The sequence below is a fragment of the Desulforhopalus singaporensis genome, from assembly GCF_900104445.1.
GTDB classification, from domain to species: Bacteria; Desulfobacterota; Desulfobulbia; order Desulfobulbales; family Desulfocapsaceae; genus Desulforhopalus_A; species Desulforhopalus_A singaporensis.
The window spans coordinates 78,129-96,239 of sequence record NZ_FNJI01000007.1; the positions used below are offsets into that span (position 1 = coordinate 78,129).

Annotated in this window: 12 protein-coding genes; 8 read left to right on the top strand and 4 right to left on the bottom strand. The window is 52.5% G+C overall.

From position 1 onward, the window contains the following. The 7 genes from BLQ17_RS23380 to BLQ17_RS06425 all read left to right on the top strand — a co-directional run bounded on the left by BLQ17_RS23380 (position 1) and on the right by BLQ17_RS06425 (position 9,192). The gene (locus tag BLQ17_RS23380) at positions 1–2,169 is read left to right on the top strand and encodes an acetate--CoA ligase family protein (RefSeq protein WP_092220950.1); all 2,169 of its coding nucleotides are present in this window, start codon (positions 1–3) and stop codon (positions 2,167–2,169) included. A 25-nt stretch (positions 2,170–2,194) separates the two neighbouring features. Then, positions 2,195–3,565: a protoporphyrinogen/coproporphyrinogen oxidase gene (locus tag BLQ17_RS06400; RefSeq protein ID WP_092220953.1), complete on the top strand. Its 1,371-nt coding sequence runs from the start codon at positions 2,195–2,197 to the stop codon at positions 3,563–3,565. A 240-nt stretch (positions 3,566–3,805) separates the two neighbouring features. Continuing rightward, entirely contained in the window at positions 3,806–5,071 is a 1,266-nt protein-coding gene (locus BLQ17_RS06405) for an ABC transporter substrate-binding protein (protein ID WP_092220956.1), read from the top strand. Positions 5,072–5,576: 505 nt separating this feature from the next. Then, positions 5,577–6,302, top strand: coding sequence for an ABC transporter ATP-binding protein (locus tag BLQ17_RS06410; RefSeq protein WP_092220959.1), 726 nt, complete (start codon positions 5,577–5,579; stop codon positions 6,300–6,302). Positions 6,303–6,350: 48 nt separating this feature from the next. Next, positions 6,351–7,058 carry an ABC transporter ATP-binding protein gene (locus BLQ17_RS06415; RefSeq protein ID WP_092221188.1) on the top strand — a complete coding sequence of 236 codons (708 nt, stop codon included), beginning with the start codon at positions 6,351–6,353 and terminating at the stop codon, positions 7,056–7,058. 59 nt (positions 7,059–7,117) lie between these two features. After that, positions 7,118–8,146 (top strand): branched-chain amino acid ABC transporter permease, encoded by a 1,029-nt coding sequence (locus BLQ17_RS06420; protein WP_092220963.1) that lies wholly within the window; start codon positions 7,118–7,120, stop codon positions 8,144–8,146. Between the two features lie 23 nt (positions 8,147–8,169). Next, positions 8,170–9,192, top strand: coding sequence for a branched-chain amino acid ABC transporter permease (locus tag BLQ17_RS06425; protein ID WP_092220966.1), 1,023 nt, complete (start codon positions 8,170–8,172; stop codon positions 9,190–9,192). Positions 9,193–9,455: 263 nt separating this feature from the next. Here BLQ17_RS06425 and BLQ17_RS06430 read toward each other — a convergent pair whose 3' ends face one another. Continuing rightward, positions 9,456–10,499, bottom strand: a complete 1,044-nt coding sequence (locus tag BLQ17_RS06430) for a YeiH family protein (RefSeq protein WP_218121726.1) — start codon at positions 10,497–10,499, stop codon at positions 9,456–9,458. 119 nt (positions 10,500–10,618) lie between these two features. Between BLQ17_RS06430 and BLQ17_RS06435 the strand changes: the two genes are divergently transcribed. After that, positions 10,619–11,524: a LysR substrate-binding domain-containing protein gene (locus BLQ17_RS06435; RefSeq protein WP_092220972.1), complete on the top strand. Its 906-nt coding sequence runs from the start codon at positions 10,619–10,621 to the stop codon at positions 11,522–11,524. 99 nt (positions 11,525–11,623) lie between these two features. On the opposite strand, the gene BLQ17_RS06440 is transcribed toward BLQ17_RS06435, so the two are convergent. From BLQ17_RS06440 to BLQ17_RS06450, 3 genes are read right to left on the bottom strand one after another with little or no spacing between them, the layout of a single operon-like run. After that, the gene (locus BLQ17_RS06440; RefSeq protein WP_092220975.1) at positions 11,624–14,755 is read right to left on the bottom strand and encodes an efflux RND transporter permease subunit; all 3,132 of its coding nucleotides are present in this window, start codon (positions 14,753–14,755) and stop codon (positions 11,624–11,626) included. 35 nt (positions 14,756–14,790) lie between these two features. Next, positions 14,791–16,350 carry an efflux RND transporter periplasmic adaptor subunit gene (locus BLQ17_RS06445; protein WP_092220978.1) on the bottom strand — a complete coding sequence of 520 codons (1,560 nt, stop codon included), beginning with the start codon at positions 16,348–16,350 and terminating at the stop codon, positions 14,791–14,793. After that, positions 16,347–17,762 (bottom strand): TolC family protein, encoded by a 1,416-nt coding sequence (locus BLQ17_RS06450; protein WP_218121727.1) that lies wholly within the window; start codon positions 17,760–17,762, stop codon positions 16,347–16,349. Before BLQ17_RS06450 ends, BLQ17_RS06445 begins: the two co-directional genes overlap by 4 nt. Positions 17,763–18,111: the final 349 nt, after the last annotated feature.

Genomic DNA, 18,111 nt, shown 5'->3' on the forward strand with positions numbered 1-18,111 from the left:
ATGGCAAATCTTGACTTTTTGTTCAACCCGAAATCGGTCGCCCTGATCGGCGCCTCCGCCGACACCAAGAAATATGGCGGGTGGACCGCTAAAAACATGGTCGATCACGGCTACACCGGAGATCTCTATTTCGTAACCAGGAGCAAGAACGAATATATTTTCGGGGTGAAGACCTACCCGACCATCCTCGATATCCCGGATCCAGTGGAACTGGCCCTTGTCGCCGTCCCCATCCCCTACTGCTGCGAGACCATAGAGCAGTGCGGCAAGAAAGGGGTCAAGGCGGCCATCATCGTGACCACCGGTTTTGGTGAAGCGGGCGAGGAAGGCCAGGAAATCGAACGGCAGGTGGTAGCCATGGCCAGGAAGTATAATGTGCGGCTGATGGGACCCAACTGCATGGGCCACTACAGTGCCGACATGAAGCTTACCACCTCCATCATCGAGCTCGAACCCGGGCCGATCAGCCTGGTTCTGCAGAGCGGCAATCTCGCCATCGACCTCAACAACGAGAGCAAGAAGCGAAACCTCGGCTACTCCAAGTGGGCTACCATCGGCAACCAGAAGGATCTGCGTTTTCATGAATTCGTCGAACATATCAGAGACGATGAGGCGACCAAAGTCCTCATGCTCTATATGGAGGGGCTGCGCATAGAGAGTGCTGAAGACGGCCGCAACTTCATGGAAAAGGCCAAGAGCACCGTCGTGAAGAAACCGGTATGCGCCTTGAAAATCGGCCATTCCCAGGCGGGAGCCAGGGCGGCCGCCAGCCACACCGGCTCACTTGCAGCCAACGACGCGGTATTCGACGCGGCTCTTAAGCAGTGCGGGGTAATCCGCATCAGGGAGTCCCAGGATTTCCTCAACGTCGCCGAGGCGTTTGCCAACTGCCCCCTGCCCAAGGGCAACCGCATCGCCATCATGACCGACGGCGGCGGGCATGGGGTTATGGCCACCGACGCCTCGGAGCAGGCACAACTGGAAGTACCGGTCCTTTCCGATACCACCAGGGCGGAACTGGCAACTGTGCTGCCTTCCTATTGCCCGATGAAGAACCCGGTGGATCTCGCTGGTCCCGAACGTGACCTGTGGGGCTTTGATCATGTGACCAGAATGCTGCTTGAAGATCCCGATATAGACGGGTTGGTCATTGTCGGCCTGCTCGGAGGATACGCCGATCTTTCCGAGGAATTCGCCGAGCTCGAGATGGCCGTCTCCAGATCCATGGTGGAACGGATCAAGAAAAGCGGGAAACCGGTCACCATGCACTCGATCTACAGAAACGCCAACCCGGACTGTTTGAAAATTTTCAGGGAAAACGGCATCCCGGTCTATCAGAGCGTGGAATCCGCGGTCATGGCGATGGGCAAACTTTATCAGTATTCGAGGATAAAGCAGCGGTTGGCAGAGGCCAAAAACGCACCGCAAATCGAGGTTCCCGAAAGTGGCGCGGCCACAGCCCGGAAAGTGATCGAAAAGGTACGCGCCAATGACCGGACGGTGGTACTTGAGCATGAGGCGCGGGATCTGCTCGCAGCTTACGGTTTCAACCAGCCGCTCTACCGGATGGCCCCCTCTGCAGACGATGCAGTCGCCGCCTGGCGTGAAATCGGCGAACCGGTCGCCATGAAGATCGTCTCGCCACAGATCATCCACAAAAGCGATGCCGGCGGGGTCAAGCTGAACCTTGACAGCCAGGATGACATTGAGACGGCCTTTGGCGAAATCATGGCTGCGGCCCGCGCTTACGACAACGGTGCGGAACTGACCGGCGTACTGGTTATGCCCATGGCCCCCGCCGGGCTGGAGTGCATTATCGGCGGAATCTGCGACGACACTTTCGGGCCGACCGTGATGTTCGGGCTTGGCGGAATTTTTGTCGAGGTACTCAAGGACGTCTCCTTCCGGGTAGCCCCCATCAACGGGACCGAAGCCCGGGAGATGATCGAGGAGATCAAGGGTTATCCGATCCTCGAAGGGACCAGGGGCCAGGCAGGCGGAGATATCGAGGCTCTTGCCGATACCCTGCAGCGGCTGTCGGTGCTGATGGCCACCCAGCCGGATATTGCCGAAATCGACCTGAACCCGGTTTTCGTACACGAAAAAGGTATCAGTTTTGTCGATGCCCGTATCATTCTGCATCAGCAGGCACAAGATAACGAGCTGTAACAACCACGTGAGTTGGAGTCTAAAAATGAGAGATGCAATTATTGTTGGTGGAGGTCTTGCGGGATTAACGGCCGCCTGGTACCTCAGGCACCGCGATGTTCTGGTTCTGGAATCGGAAAAACGATTTGGCGGACGGGTCCAGTCCGAACGCCGGGGGTCGTACTGGCTTAACTGGGGCGGCCACGTCTATGCCGGGAAAAATTCCGCAACCGACGATCTGTTGAAATCGGTCGGCATAAATTCAGCGCCGATGCCCGGAACTTTAAAAGGCCTTGCTTTAAATGGCAAGGTACTGCTCTCCGGCAGCGTTGACACATACCCCTTCAGGGTCCCGCTGAGCTGGTCCACACGGCTTGCACTGGTAAAACCAGGGTTGAAGATCAGAATGGCGGTCAAAAAATTCGGCAAGGCGGTTGAACGGCGCCATGGAGAGGACTACTGGTCGCAGCAGCAGAGGGTCTACAATTTCATGAACGACAAATCGTTCAGAGATTTTGTCGGAGAGCTCCCAGAAGATGCCGATGCGTTCTTCAAACCGACCGTAAGCCGATCTTCCGGGGATCCGGAACAGATCGCCGCCGGGGCGGGTGTTGGCTACTTCAACCTGGTCTGGAGCAAGGACAACGTAGAGGGTGGACTGACCAGATATATCCAGGGCGGCGCGTCCAATATCACCGACACCATCGCGGCATCCCTTAAAGACCGGTGCCTCAAGGAAGCGGTCGTGCAGGAAGTCGTGCAGGAAGACGACTCCGTCACCGTCAGGTACACCAAGGACGGAGTTGACCATGAAGAACGTGCAAGATATGTGGTGCTGGCCACCCAGGCTCCGATAAGTCAGAAAATCGCCAAGAACATTGATCCCGGAATGAGTGATGCCCTTGGCAAAATCAAGTATGGTCCCTACGTCAGTGCCGCGTTTTTGACCAACGAAACCGGTCCGCAGATCTGGGACAATGCGTATGCGATCGCCACGCCGAAGAGATCCTTCAACGTGGCCTTCAACATGTCGAACATGGTCAGAGCCAGCGAGGCCAAGGGCTACCGTGAAAAAGGCAGCAGTTTCATGACATTTTCACCGGCATCTTTTGCCCGTGTCTTCGAGGGCAAGGACAACGACTATGTGGTCGACACCTATCTCAAGGATCTCGACGATATTTTCCCCGGATTCAGCAAAAACGTGGTTGAAGCCAAGGTCATGAGATGGAAGCTTGGCGTACCGTTCTGCTTCCCGGGAAGGGCCAAGCTGCAACCCAAGCTCACCAGACCGTCGGGGCGCATCTACCTGGCCGGAGATTATCTCGGAACCTTCTACACCGAGACCTCCATCCAGACCGCGACAACGGCTGCACAACATATCCTGAGTCATCTGGGTACCGCTGACCAGCAAGGGTAAGATAGTGCGACAATCTGCACCGCAACGCAGATATGTAGCAAAAAGCCTTGAGGAGAAGTCACAAGGTGGGCGGATATCAACTGCCGGCTTCGGCTTCTCCTCCGCACCACATCGCCGATGTGGTGCGATTTACACAAAATACAGAAGAGCGTAAATTGCAGGTCTTTGGCTAAAAATGCCAAAGTGCCACAGTCCTTCGGGACATTAACCAGCAGGCCACACAAGAACCAAGGAGCCAACATGAAAAAGTTACGTTTCAAGAGTAGTCTTGTATTGCTGTTTTTCGTTTTCTTCGGATGTTTTCAGACTGCAGGAGCTGCTGCCGAAAAGACCTTGAAAGTCGGGATTACCGCCCCCCTGACCGGTCATAGCGCACTCTGGGGCACCAACGCCAAGGCTGCGGTCAAGACGGCGTTCAACGGTATCGACAATAAAATAGGCGATTACCGGATCGAAGTTGTCTGGATCGATTCGCAATCCGATCCGGCAAAAGCGACAAACGCTTTTTCCGAAGCCGTTGAGAAAAAAGGTATCGATGTTGCTTTTTATGACGTCCACAGCTCGGTCTCCGTAGCGTTGATGGACGTTGTCAGCAAATACGAAATCCCCCTGATTTTCCCACTGGGCGCTGCTGGAACCATTAATGAGAAATGGCTTTCCGATCCCGATAAATTCCGTTTTTTCGGCGGCAAGGGGTGGCCGGAGCCGGGTAAGCTTGCCAATGGTTATGTCGAGGCTCTGGAGCATTCCATAGCAAACGGTAGCTGGACCCCGCCGACCAAGAAAGTTGCCATTTACGGCGAACAGACCGACTGGGGTAAAAGCTTCTGCTCACAATTGAAGAAATCTTTTGAAAATGCCGGCTGGGAAATCTTCTCCGAAGACTATCTGCCCAACACCCAAACCGACCATTATCCGCTCCTTAGCAAATACAAGAAAGGCGAGGTAAGCGTCATCGCCGGTACCATAACCGGAACATCATCGATGACTGGATTCATCAAGCAAAGCGCTGAAATCGGCCTGAAAGCCGTTATTATCGCTGACGGTCTGGGATGGTCCGGAAACTGGTACAGCATGACCGGCCAGAGCTCAAATTACGTCCTGGACATGATCCCGCAGCTCACTACTCCTGAGGCCAAGAAATGGGCGGAAGACATCAAGAAAGAATACGGTTTTCTGCCTAGCCCAAACGCCGGCGGTCTGGTTTACGACTATGCCAACTTCTTCATCAAGGTCGCCAACCGTGTTCTGGAAAAGCACGGTAACCTGGACCGCGCCTCCTTCCAGGACGTACTGGTCACCGAGGTCAACACCGGCAAAATTACCTACTCTAAAAAAGACGGTGCCATCATAATGCAGGAGTACAAATATACTCCCGAATCAATGCCGGATCCGGTTGTTGCCCAGGACTATTTTTACTTCCCTGTTATTCAATACTTCAAGGGTAAAGGTCAAATAGTTTTTCCCGACCAGTGGAAAGAACAGGACATGAAATTCCGTAAGTAGATTTGAACCGACCAGGCGCCGCGTGATATATTATGGTTCAGGCAGCACCGCAAGCCCGCGGCTTTAAACTTGTTACCCTTATCTATGTGATGTAACCCGGCTGCGACATAATCCTCTTGGTGTTGCAGCCGGAAGCTCACTTGTTGTGACCAGGCCATCCTGATCGAGCCATACCGGGTCACACAGTAACGACAGATGTGCGGATTTACGGATATCTGTCGTTTTACAACTGCGTTACAGCACATGGCTCGATCGACAACTTCATTCCGGCAACCCGAACACCGTAAGAGAACGGGGGAGTCCTTCGTCGGTTTCTTGCGGTGAATACATGCCTTGGAAATATAGTCATTCCCTTATTGAGTTAAAAAAATCCGAGTTTGTTGTTTTTGATATCCGGTTCTTATCGAAAAGAACCGAACGATATGCAATACATTGATTTTTTAATGGGGTTCCAGACTCTTATTCGGTGCCCCACATTCATTTACCAGGTAAGCGGAAACATAAGATGAATATTCTTGAAACTAAAGGTGTTACCAAACGTTTCGGCGGTCTGGTGGCCGTCAACGATGTGTCGCTGCATGTTGAAAAAGGCGAAATTCTAGGACTTATAGGCCCAAACGGTGCAGGAAAAACTACATTCCAGAACACGGTCGCCGGACTTGATCCGCCGACATCCGGCGACGTCTTCTTCCTTGGTGAGAAGGTAACCGGCTTCACCCCTCAGGTGATGTGCAATCTCGGACTGTCCAGGACATTTCAGATCCCACGTCCGTTCCCAAAACTGACAGTACTTGAAAATGTACTGGTCTCAACCATTTTCGGCAATACCAGGAAGATCTCCGACCCAGTACGACATGCAAGAGAAAAACTTGAGTTTGTCGAATTCCCGTTGGGCCATGAGGTATTGTGCGAGACATTGAACACTGTTCAGCTGAAAAGACTCGATCTGGCAAGAGCCCTGGCCAGTTCCCCCAAGCTCTGCCTTCTTGATGAACTGGCCTCGGGCCTGTCGGAAGTGGAGCTGGAGGATATTATAGCCATCATCCGCAAAATTCGTGACAACGGCGTAACCATCCTGATGGTGGAACATATCATGCAAGTCATCATGAATCTGTGCGACAGGCTGGCGGTTATCAGTTTCGGCAACAAAATCGCTGAGGGACCGACAACTGAAGTGACCCGGGATCCCAAGGTGATCGAGGCATATCTGGGTGTGGACGATGAAGACTGATTGCTGTTTTCCAAATACTATATAACGAACCTTGACAGGGGGATTATTTTGCTACTCAAAGTAAAAAATCTAAACGCAGGATACGGTTTTCTCAACGTATTATGGGATGTCAGCCTCAATATTGGCAAGGGCGAGTTCGTCGCCCTCATAGGGCCGAACGGTGCCGGGAAATCGACAGTCATGAAATCGATCTCCGGACTGCTGCCGCCCAAAAGCGGCACCATTACCTTCGACGGCCAGGTCATCAACAATCAGGACTGCGCAGTAAACTGCCGCAGCGGTCTCAGCTATATTTCCGAAGAACTCAATCTTTTTACCGGTATGACGATACTGGAAAATCTTGAGATGGGTGCCCAGATGCTAGAGGACAAGAACAAGGCCAGGGAGAACCTCGATTTTGTCTTTGAACTTTTTCCACGGCTCGAAGAGAGGATTTCCCAGTATGCCGGAACCCTCAGCGGCGGGGAGAGGAAAATGCTCGCTATCGCCCGTGGCCTTATGTCCAATCCCACCATGGTTCTCGTTGACGAACCCTCCCTGGGACTGGCGCCGCAGGTTACAGACGAAGTTTTTAACGCCCTGCGGTTGCTGAACAGGCAGGGACTGACAATTCTTCTGGTGGAACAGAATGTTACCAAGACCCTCAAATTCTCCTCTCGGGCATACATTCTTGAAAAAGGCAAAGTGGTGCTTGAGGGACCAAGTTCGGAGCTTATAACCAACGATCATGTACGAAAGATCTATCTGGGCACCTGACGTTTGGCAACATCCGGTTTTATGCGCGGTAATCTAAATTTCATGAGGACGAGCAATTAATGAATAATTCGCGTTCAATTAAAGCTGTAGAATGGTTGAAGTCATCGGGCGGAATAACGGTAACCTGTACCATTCTCGTGGCGCTGGCGGTCTCTATCCATAAAGGCCCCTATGTTCTGGTAAATACCCTGGTTACAGGCGGCATGTGGGCCTTAATGGCTATTGGTGTCTCCCTGCTCTTCGGGGTTATGAATATCTCCAACTTTGCCCATGGCGAGTATTTCATGATAGGTTCTCTGACGGCCTACTATATCATGCACCCGCTCAAAGAGTATCTGCTGGAGACCCCGAATAGTTTTCTAGCCTTTATCACACCTGTTTTGGGAATTGCCGGGGCTACCCTTGCCGGTGTCATCGCCGGCATTCTCACCGACAAGCTTATCTTTGCCCAGTTGCGGAAAAGAAACCGTGAGGGATGGCTGCTGAACTGTTTTTTGATCACAATCGGGCTGTCAATCATCCTGATAAACCTGCACATGCTCATTTTCGGCAACACCTTCAAGGGGGTGGTCAACTACTGGGATGTTCCTTCGCTTGCCCTAGGTGACGTTTATGTCAGCGTCGACAGGGTTGTGGTGTTCTTCATAGCCATGCTGGCGATCCTGTTTTTCTGGTATCTGATGATGTACACCACCCTGGGAAAAAAAATCCGTGCGGTGGCCCAGGATGAAAACGGAGCAAGGATGGTAGGCATCCCTGTAAATCGAGTCTACTCAACGACCTTCGCCCTTGCATGCGGATTTGCCGCCCTGGCCGGAGGCAGTCTGCTCTTCATGTTTCCTTCATATCCAACGGTGGGAATAGCACCTCTTTATAATTCCTGGTTCATCATTATTCTGGTCGGGTTCGGCAACGTCGCAGGTGCGGTCCCCGGCGGTTTCATGATCGCCCTCTTCCAGGTCGTTACCCGGACTTATATGGGCGAAGGGTGGGAAAATGTCATTCCCATGTTTTTAATCTCCGCAATCCTGATCTTTAAACCGTACGGAATTTTCGAGACGAAAGTCAGATCCGTCTGGGAACAATAGTAACGAATGAAAGAGGGTCACCCATGACACAATCAACAAACGAAAATCATACCGGTCTTTCCGGTCTTCTGAACAAGATATGTTTATCGCCTCTGGGATTGCTGGGGATTGTTTTTCTGTTTTTCCTTCCCCTGGTACCGCCGTTCAATCAGGACTACATGATTCGCTGGCTGATCTCCGGTGCCATTGTGGCTGCTGCGGCAATTTCCTTCGATTTCAGTGCCGGATATCTCGGCATCGTAAATTTTGGCTACGCAGCTTTCCTTGGTCTCGGCGGCTATACATCCGCCATTTTGTCCAATACCCTTGGAATCTCTCCTTTTATAACGATTTTCTTCGGTGCCCTGATGGCTGCAACCCTCGGTGTTCTCACGGGAATAGTGAGCCTCAGGCTGCGGGGAATGTTCGCCATCTGTTTTACCTGGTTCATCGGTATCGCACTGATGGGACTCTGCATGAAGTGGGACTGGCTCACCCGCGGCCCCCTAGGCCTGCAGTGTACACCTTTTTTTGAAAGCAACTCGAGTCTGCCCAACTACTACCTTATTCTGGCAATTATGCTTTTGACCTATCTGGCACTGGGACTGATGATAAAGTCCAACTACGGACTTGCCTTCCGGGCAATTGGCCAGAACATGGAAGCTGCCATGACATCCGGCGTACACCCGACAAAATACCGGGTAATCAACTTCACCCTGTCATGTTTCTTTGCCGGCCTTATAGGCGGGTTCTATGCCCACTACTACGGCATCCTCACCCCGGAGCTGATGCATACCCAGAAGACCGTGGAGGTGCTGGTTATTGCCTATATTGGCGGAAGATTAAGTCTCTGGGGCGGTATCGTCGCCGCCTTCCCTTTTATCTTCGCCATGGAACTGCTGCGATCCAGCCTGTCCGACCTGCCGGGAATCAATCTTATTATCTACGGGGTCTTCCTGATCGCAATCATGGTATACTATCCGGGAGGAGTGGCTTTTTTCTTCAAGAATCTTACTTCCAGAAAAATACGCAGAAAAGAAATGCAGCAAGCAAGCATTGCCCAATAAGAAGCCTTGAGTCCTGTGCTTCCTTCTTGACCAACGGCCACAGCAACATTAATGGCGTTGCAACCCTTACGGTTGCGACGCCATTAATGTTTTGGGGATACAGAACCGCCGATAATATTACCTGGTTACTCTCACCCTTTTGCAAACAGGTGCAAATCCTGACTCCCGGCTGGTGATGAAACAGCCACCATCCGGGATCTTCGTTGTCTGCGCCGGCTTAACCGGCAACATGACGGATCAGGATTGAAATTTTTCAATACATCCTAGCAGACGGCCGTGAAAAAAATTGTGGCAAGATAGCCAAAACCCAGCACCCATACAAAAAGGATTGTGGCAAGATAGATTGGTGCAGGGCCCACTTTTTTGAGGCGGGAAACACTCGTTTCCATACCAAGGGCGCACATGGTCATGGTGAGCAGGAAAATATCCATCCTGTTTATCGCTTTGACCAGTTCAGCGGGAAGAAGCTGGAATGAGTTGAAAACCACAACCCCGAGAAACATAACGGCAAACCAGGGGACGGCAATCTTTTTGCTCTGGTCGCTGCCGTCAGCGCTTCTCCTCTTGAAGATCCATCCCGCGATAACAAGCACCGGTGCCAGCATGAGAACCCGTATCATCTTGGTAATAACTGCGTAACTCCCGGCTGTTGCGGAAACATCACTGCCGGCGGCAACGGCATGGGCCACCTCATGGATGGAGCCGCCGACAAACATGCCATATGTCTTCTCGTCCATAACCAGCACACCGCTTTTATAGAGAAACGGCAACAGAAACATCGCCACAGTCCCGAAGATGACGACGGTCGCCACCGCAATACCGCTCTTGTGCGATTTAGACTCAAGCACAGGTTCCGCCGCGAGAATAGCCGCCGCGCCGCAAACGGAACTGCCGATTGTCGTCAAGAATGCGGTATCCCTGTCCATGCCGAGCAGTCTGGTGCCCAACAAATAGCCCACAAACAAGGTGGTTACGATAACACTCACCCCAAGCGCTATCCCCGGCAGGCCAACCTGCACAATGTCCTGCAGGGTAAGACGAAAACCATACATCACAATGGCAAACCGAAGCAGCGGCCTTGTCGAAAAAACAATTCCGGGAACCCATTCACGGGGCATCTGCGACCGCAGGGTGTTGCCGTAGGCTCCGCCGAGTGCAATACCGACAATCAGGGGGCTTAGCCCCAGGGCCGCGACTGTTGAATGCTGAGAAATAAGTGTTGCCGACATGGCAAATAAAGTTACAAACCAGATACCGTTTAATGTCTGCACCGAGACCATCCTCTGTGCAACTGCTACTCGTCGCATTGTCCTGCTCCTGATAAAAATTATTGGTTATTATGACTGGACAATAGACTGTGATTATGGTTAAGTCAATTTTATAAATTTTCCCCTTTGATTAGATTAAATTAAACCTAAAACTCACCATGGACATTACCATACGACAGGCAGAGCTGTTTCTCGCGCTGGTACGGACAGAGAGAGTGCAGAGTGTTGCAAAAGAATTTTTCCTTACCCAGTCCGCAGTATCAACGGCTATCAGGAGGTTTGAGGAATCCGTCGGGGTCCCCCTGTTTGATCGGGCCCATAAAAAAATCACCGCCAACAGCAACGGCAAGACACTGGCCGAAGAACTGGCTCCTCTCGTCACCCAATTTCAAAACGTTACCTCGATGTTCCAAAAAGACTATATCTCAGGCCGGCTCGAGATCGGGGCAAGCCAGACACTGGCCGACTATCTGTTGCCGCAGGTTCTGTATGGTTTTCAGGTACGGCACCCCAAAGCGCAGCTTTCAATCTGGTCAGGCAACTCAAGAGAAGTTGTTCATGCCGTGGAGCTGGGGGAGGTGCCTGTCGGCTTTATTGAAGGTGAAGTACCGAGCAGGATGCTTGAGAGTACGTTGATGGGTTCCGAGGAACTTGTGGTTGTCTCTTCAGACAAAGAATTTGCCGGAGCGAAAAGCTACACCATGGACGAACTGCTGCATTACCGTTGGATATTGCGGGAGAGTGGCTCCGGTACACGCGAGGCGTTTATCCACCAGTTGCTGGAAAAAGCCCAGAAACTTAATATCTTCATGGAGCTTGACCATATTGAGTCGATCAAGCACGTCCTGCGCAATCCCGGAACACTCAGCTGTCTTTCCCAGCACAGCATCATACATGAGTTGGCGCGAGGCGCCCTCTACCCCGTTCAGGTTGAAGACTCTTTCACCAGGAACCTATACCAGGTGATCCATCCTCGCCAGTCGTCGACACTGCTTATGGAAGCGGTCTCTGCAGACATCAGTGAAGCTATTGTCACGGCCAGCCGCTCCCTGACCGCCCTGTAGGGCGGTACCCCAACCATTTCCTGAACTTTTCTGGCACAAATATTTATTTTTTGCCTTACCATAACTCACCTCAACTATTCAGGTGAGTTATGGAGCAGTCTACGACTGGCGGGAACTGATCGATCTTTTTTTCCAGAGATAGAACAGTGCCGGGACCACCAGCAGGGTCAGGAGCACCGAACTCACCATCCCGCCCACCATGGGAGCGGCTATACGGCTCATAACCTCCGACCCGGTTCCTGTCCCGAACAAAATGGGCAGAAGCCCCACGACAATCGCGGCGGCGGTCATCATCACCGGCCTTACGCGCATTCCAGCACCTTCGAGGACGGCTTCAAGCAGGTGGGACTGGCCAGGCTCGCACCCCTCTTCCCTGCACCTGGCAATCATCCTGTAATAACGCTGATTGAGGTAAACCAGCATGATTACGCCGATCTCGACGGAAACTCCCGCCAACGCAATAAAGCCGACACCCACGGCAACGGAAAAATTGTAGTTTTCCAGATACATAAGCCATACACTGCCAACCATCGCCAGGGGAAGAGTTCCCATAATTATCGCAACTTCGATAAAATTCCTGAAATTCATGAACAACAGCACAACGATAATGGCAAGGGTCAACGGTACCACATAACTCAGTTTTTCCTTGGCCCGCAGCATATATTCATACTGCCCGGACCAGGTAAGAGAATAGCCGGGAGGCAATTCAACGCGGTCCTTAACCACCTTCTGCGCCCTTACCACGTAACTGCCTATATCGACTCCCTCGATATCAACAAACGTCCAGCCGTTTAACCGCGCATTCTCACTCTTAATTGCCGGCGGCCCGTCCTCGACAAATATGTCGGCGACATCCCCAAGAGATATACGCTGACCGCTTTCCGTTACTATCGGTAAAAGAGAAAGTTGTTCCGGCGAATTGCGAAAATCATGGGGGTAGCGGATATTTACCGGGTAACGCTCAAGCCCTTCCACCGTCTGGGTGACTTTCATACCGCCTATGGCGGTGGCAACCACCTGCTGCACGTCCGCTATATTCAGACCGTACCGCGCCGCTTTTTCCCGCTGAATGTCGACCTTGATATAGCGTCCCCCGGCAACCCGTTCGGAATAGACAGAGGCTGTTCCGGCAACGTCTGCGAGAATTTTTTCAAGCTGCTGGCCGATTTCCTGGATCCTGGTAAGGTCGGGACCGGCCACCTTGATGCCCACCGGGGTTTTTATCCCCGTTGCCAGCATGTCGATCCTGGTCTTGATCGGCATCACCCAGGCGTTGGTCAGCCCGGGCAGTTTAACCAGCGTATCAAACTCTTTTTTCAGCGATTCGGTGGTGACACCGGCACGCCACTGGTCCCTTGGTTTGAGCTGGATAAATGTCTCAATCATTGTCAAGGGAGCGGGATCGGTAGCCGTTTCGGCACGTCCGACTTTACCGAAAACCGTCTCGACCTCGGGCACGGTGGCGATAAGCTTGTCGGTCTGCTGCAACAACTCCCTCGCCTTGCCGATGGAAATCCCGGGATATGTGGTCGGCATGTACATCAGGTCCCCCTCGTCAAGCGGGGGGATAAATTCACTGCCGATCTTGTCTATGGGCCACAACCCGACCAGCAGTATCATCAGCGACGCCAGGAGAACGGTCTTTGGAAAACGCAGAACCGTGCGCAGGGCAGGGAGATAGATTGCGGTGAGCAAACGGTTAAGAGGGTTCTTGTGCTCCGGCAGCACCCTTCCACGGATGAAATAGCCCATCAGGACCGGCACCAAGGTGATGGCGAGAGCGGCTGCGGCGGCCATGGCGTATGTCTTGGTAAAAGCCAGCGGTGAGAACATCCTCCCCTCCTGGGCCTCAAGGGTAAATACCGGGACAAAACTTACGGTGATGATCAGCAGGCTGAAAAAGAGCGCCGGCCCGACTTCACTTGCGGAATCCGCCACGACCCGCCACCTGTTCTCCCTGGTCAGCGGACTCTTCTCCATATGCTTGTGCATATTTTCGATCATGACGATCGCTCCGTCAATCATTGCTCCAATGGCAATGGCAATGCCGCCCAGGGACATGATGTTGGCGTTGAGCCCCTGGATGTGCATGATAATGAACGCGGTCAGGATACCGACCGGCAGGCTGACAATGGCGACAAGAGATGACCGGATGTGAAAAAGAAACATTATACAGACCAGGGCAACCACTGCAAATTCCTCCAGGAGCTTATGCCAGAGGTTGTTGATTGCCCGTTTGATCAAGGCGCTCCGGTCATACACCGGTATTATCTCAACCCCTTCGGGCAGCCCTTTTTTCAACTCCTCAAGCTTGACCTTGACCCCGTCAATGGTCTTCTGGGCGTTCTCACCAAAACGCATAACGATGATTCCGCCCACAGTTTCCCCTTCGCCGTCAAGTTCGGCTATACCGCGGCGCATCTGCGGTCCGATACCGATGTCGGCGACGTCTTTTAATAACAGCGGCGTACCGTTACTGTTCACTCCCAGGGGGATGTTGCCGAGGTTTTTCTCGCTCTGGAGATACCCGGTTGCGCGCACCATATATTCAGCTTCGGCCATCTCCACCACAGAGGCACCTATTTCCTGGTTTCCTTTTTTGATCGCCATCTGTATTTTCGACAAGGGGATGCCGAAAGCCCTGAGTTTTTCCGGATGAACCTTTACCTGATACTGTTTTACCATCCCGCCGACTGCTGAAACCTCTGAAACTCCGGGAACGGTCTGCAGCTCGTACTTCAAAAACCAGTCCTGGAGAGAGCGCAACTGGCTGATGTCATGTCTGCCGGTCCTGTCGACAAGAGCATAAAGATATACCCAGCCCACTCCGGTGGCGTCAGGCCCCAGCTGTGGGCGGGCATTATCGGGCAACGATGGAGCGACCTGGCTGAGATACTCTAGGACGCGACTCCTTGCCCAGTAAAGGTCGGTTTTATCGTCAAAAATAACATAAACATAGGAATCGCCGAAGAAAGAATAGCCGCGGACGGTGACCGCGCCGGGGACGGAGAGCATAGCCGTTGTCAGGGGATAGGTGACCTGATCCTCAACCACCTGGGGAGCCTGTCCCGGATAGGTCGTCTTGATTATCACCTGGACATCCGAAAGATCGGGGATGGCGTCGACCGGAGTATTTTTCAGTGAATATAACCCAAGCCCTGTCAGGATGAAGGTGGCCAGGAGTATGAAAAAACGATTTTTCACCGACCAGCGTATAATAGCTTCTATCATGGAATTTTCCTTAATCAATTATGGCCGCTTTGGTCTCAATCGCCAAGATTCATGTCATCAAGACTCATATCGTCGATACTCATATCATCAAGGCTTTTATTTTCCTCCGAACCGGGGATGTGGATGTTGGTGATCTGGTACTGATCCCGGCCGAGCCTGGATATTTCAACGTGGAGCTCCTCACCTTCGGCAAGCCGCTGCATGTCCACAGAATCGGCGACCTTGAAATCCATGGTCATCTCAGGCCAGTCCCATACCTTGATGGCCTTGTGGGTGGCCTTGACCATACGCTGATCACCCATCAGTTTGTTGATGGTCGCAGCAACCCAGACACTGTCCGGCACCGAAACCTCACCGTGGTTCATTCGCTTGAAGTCGGAGGTTTTGCTCGATTCCGAATCGAGCAGGAATTGCGCCGAGGTTACGACCATGTCGCTTTCGGTCAATCCCGAAAGAATTTCCGCCGACTGTTCATCGATTCTGCCTACTTTGACATTGACCGACTTGAACCGGCCCTCCCCCAGCGCGAGTACAACACGGCTGGTTCGACCTGAACGGATCACCGCTTCTTTTGATACCAGCAGGGTTTTCCCGGAACTTGGTGAAGAGATGACAACCTGAGCGAACATACCCGGCTTGAGCAGGTTGTCCCCGTTATCAAAACGTAAACGGACCCGTACCGTTCTTGTCTTGGGGTCGAGCGACGGATAGACGTAGTCCACAGCACCCCGCCATTCTCTGCCGGGCAAATAGTCAAGAGTCATGGTTACCGGCAGCCCGATTTGCACCAGAGATGCCTGCCTTTCAAAAACCTCGGCCTCCACCCAGACCTGGGAGAGGGTTCCGATGGACATGATGGTAGACCCTGGATTCACATAATAGCCCTGGCGTATATTCAGGTAATCGACAACCCCGCTTCTGGGAGCGTAGAACGTCACCGACTGCTTGACTCTTCCATCCTTTTTTATTTCAGCTATCAGCGATTCGGGCACCCGGAGGGCGAACAGGCGGTTTTCGGCAGCCTCGACCAGCCGTGAATTTTTTCTGTCAAGGGCGAGAACAAGCTCTTGCTGGGCATTGACGAGTTCCGGAGAATAAATTTCGTAAAGCGGTTCTCCTTTTTTTACAGGATCGCCGGATGCCTTGATGTACAGCCGATCGATCCATCCCGCTACTCTTGGATGGATATGTACCAGCTGGTCTTCATCGTATTTGACATAACCGACCGTCTGGATAGTTGACTGCATCGATTTCAGCTCGACGGCGGCGGTACGGACGCCGAGGTTATTGACAACATCCGGAGAAATTTTGACGGTGCCCGGCCCGCTGTCTGATTCGCCACCCTCCTCTTCATATACCGGGACGAGATCCATCCCCATGGGTGATTTCCCCGGTTTGTCACGCCGGTAATTCGGGTCCATGGGAGCGACCCAGTATAACGGCTCCTTCTTGTCTGGTTTTGCTGCATCAGCTTCCTCGACACCAGTGCTAGGTGCAATGGTGGATAATAGCAGTGGATATGCTTTCCAGGTAGCTAACGAGCCGGCGACAAGACCGACGATAAGGCCAGCGACCACAGCTCCGATCTTTTTCATTTCCTGTCTCCAGTTATTTCGTTGATGGCGACTATATCATTGGGGACCTGCATAACGTAGTAATTCAGTTGAGTTATTGTCTTTTGTTTTTCTATGGATATTGCCAGGTAATCGATCCTGGCGTTTAACTCGGCAATGCGCGCTCGAACCACCTCGGCAAAATCACCGTCATCGTTGGTGTAGGCGGTCAAGGAAGCCTCCGCCTGCTCGTGCATCTGCGGCAATAACGTTTGTTGATAGAGGTCTTCACGCTGGTTCAGGCGGCGCAGCTGGAGTCTGTATTTTTCAAAATCGGCAACCATCCTTCGCAGCAGCTGCCACTTCTGCGTCGCTGTCGACAAGGCTTTAGACCTGGCCGACGCCATCTGTTTGTCCTGGCGATTTTTAGTAAAAATAGGCAGATCAAAAGATACTCCGACAGAGAGAAAATCCGCCCTGTCGCTGCCGTCCGGCGTATCGGCCCGATACCCGTAACTGGCCGACAGTCCCCATTCCGGCTTATATTTCTGTTTCGCCAGCTCAACGGCCAGGTCATTGGCTTTTATCTTCTGATCCAGGTCGGAAACAGCCGGATGGTGCAAAAGATACTGATAGAGTTGCTGCGGATCGATCTCGCCCGGCGCGGTAAAAAGGTCTTTGTCGAGCATCTTTATATCGGGAAACATGCTGTCCAGTGCAATGTCGTTTCCTGTGCCAGCCTGAGGGTCCAGCTGTTCTGAGGGCTTGTATTCCCGGCGGAAATTTTCATTTATCCAACCGCCAAGATTTTCAAGAGCCATTTCTTTTTGCTGCTTGAGTTTTGTCAGCCGGTCGTCGAGCCTGGTAAGTTCAAGCTGGGCCCTGACAATATCCTGCTGTCTGGTTCTGCCAAGTGCTGCGGAGTAACTGGCCTCGGCGACATCTGCCAACTGTTCGAACAGCGGTCTGTCCTTTTCTATCAGAAAGATCGATTCCTGGGCCTTATAGGCTTCGAGCCAAAAATCGCTTACCATAACGGCAACCCTGGCTTCTCGATCCTTCCGCTGCAGGGGGAACTGCGTACTGAACATTTGCAACTGCTGCCGCGTGAGGTCAAGGGTGTCCCCCCGGGGAATCATCTGGGTGACGCCGATTTTCAGCTGGGTCATCGGCTCCTGATCCAGATTGAAAGTGTCGGTGGGCAAATTTGCCGCCCCCAGAGAAACTTTCGGGTCCGGCAGGGTCCCCGAGGCAACACTCATTGCTTCCATCGAGTCCTGGGCATGTTTGTTGCCGACCAGCCAGGGGTCGTTTGCCAGCGCAGAATCGACGGCCGACTGCAACCCCAGGGATGAAGCGGCGATAACCGAACCGGCTGACAGCAAGGTACAGCACACAGCACAACAAACCGTTTTGACGATTTTGATTTTTTGCCGACTGATCTTGTTTTTCACGGCGGATCCTCCTGAAAAATTTGCGTTCCCGGGAAATATTCCCCCTCATTGCTTCACTCCTGGGGACATACCGATAACATAGTATATCTCAATCGGTCGGAAAATTTCTGCCGGGCCTGAATTTCAGGTGATTACTACAACGGCTATTGATTATCCCCGTTGAAATCAAGTGTCGACACCCCGGTTGCAGTTTGGTATGCCGGATGGGCCGCAATTACCCTGATTGGGATCTGTTTTGTCTAGCAGGGTAGTCTTCACCTGAAACCCCACAGGATGTTCTTTTGCATCAGGGACAAGGGCACCCGGCCTAAGACTGGCATCCCTGTTGCCTGAAAAAACTTCAGACACC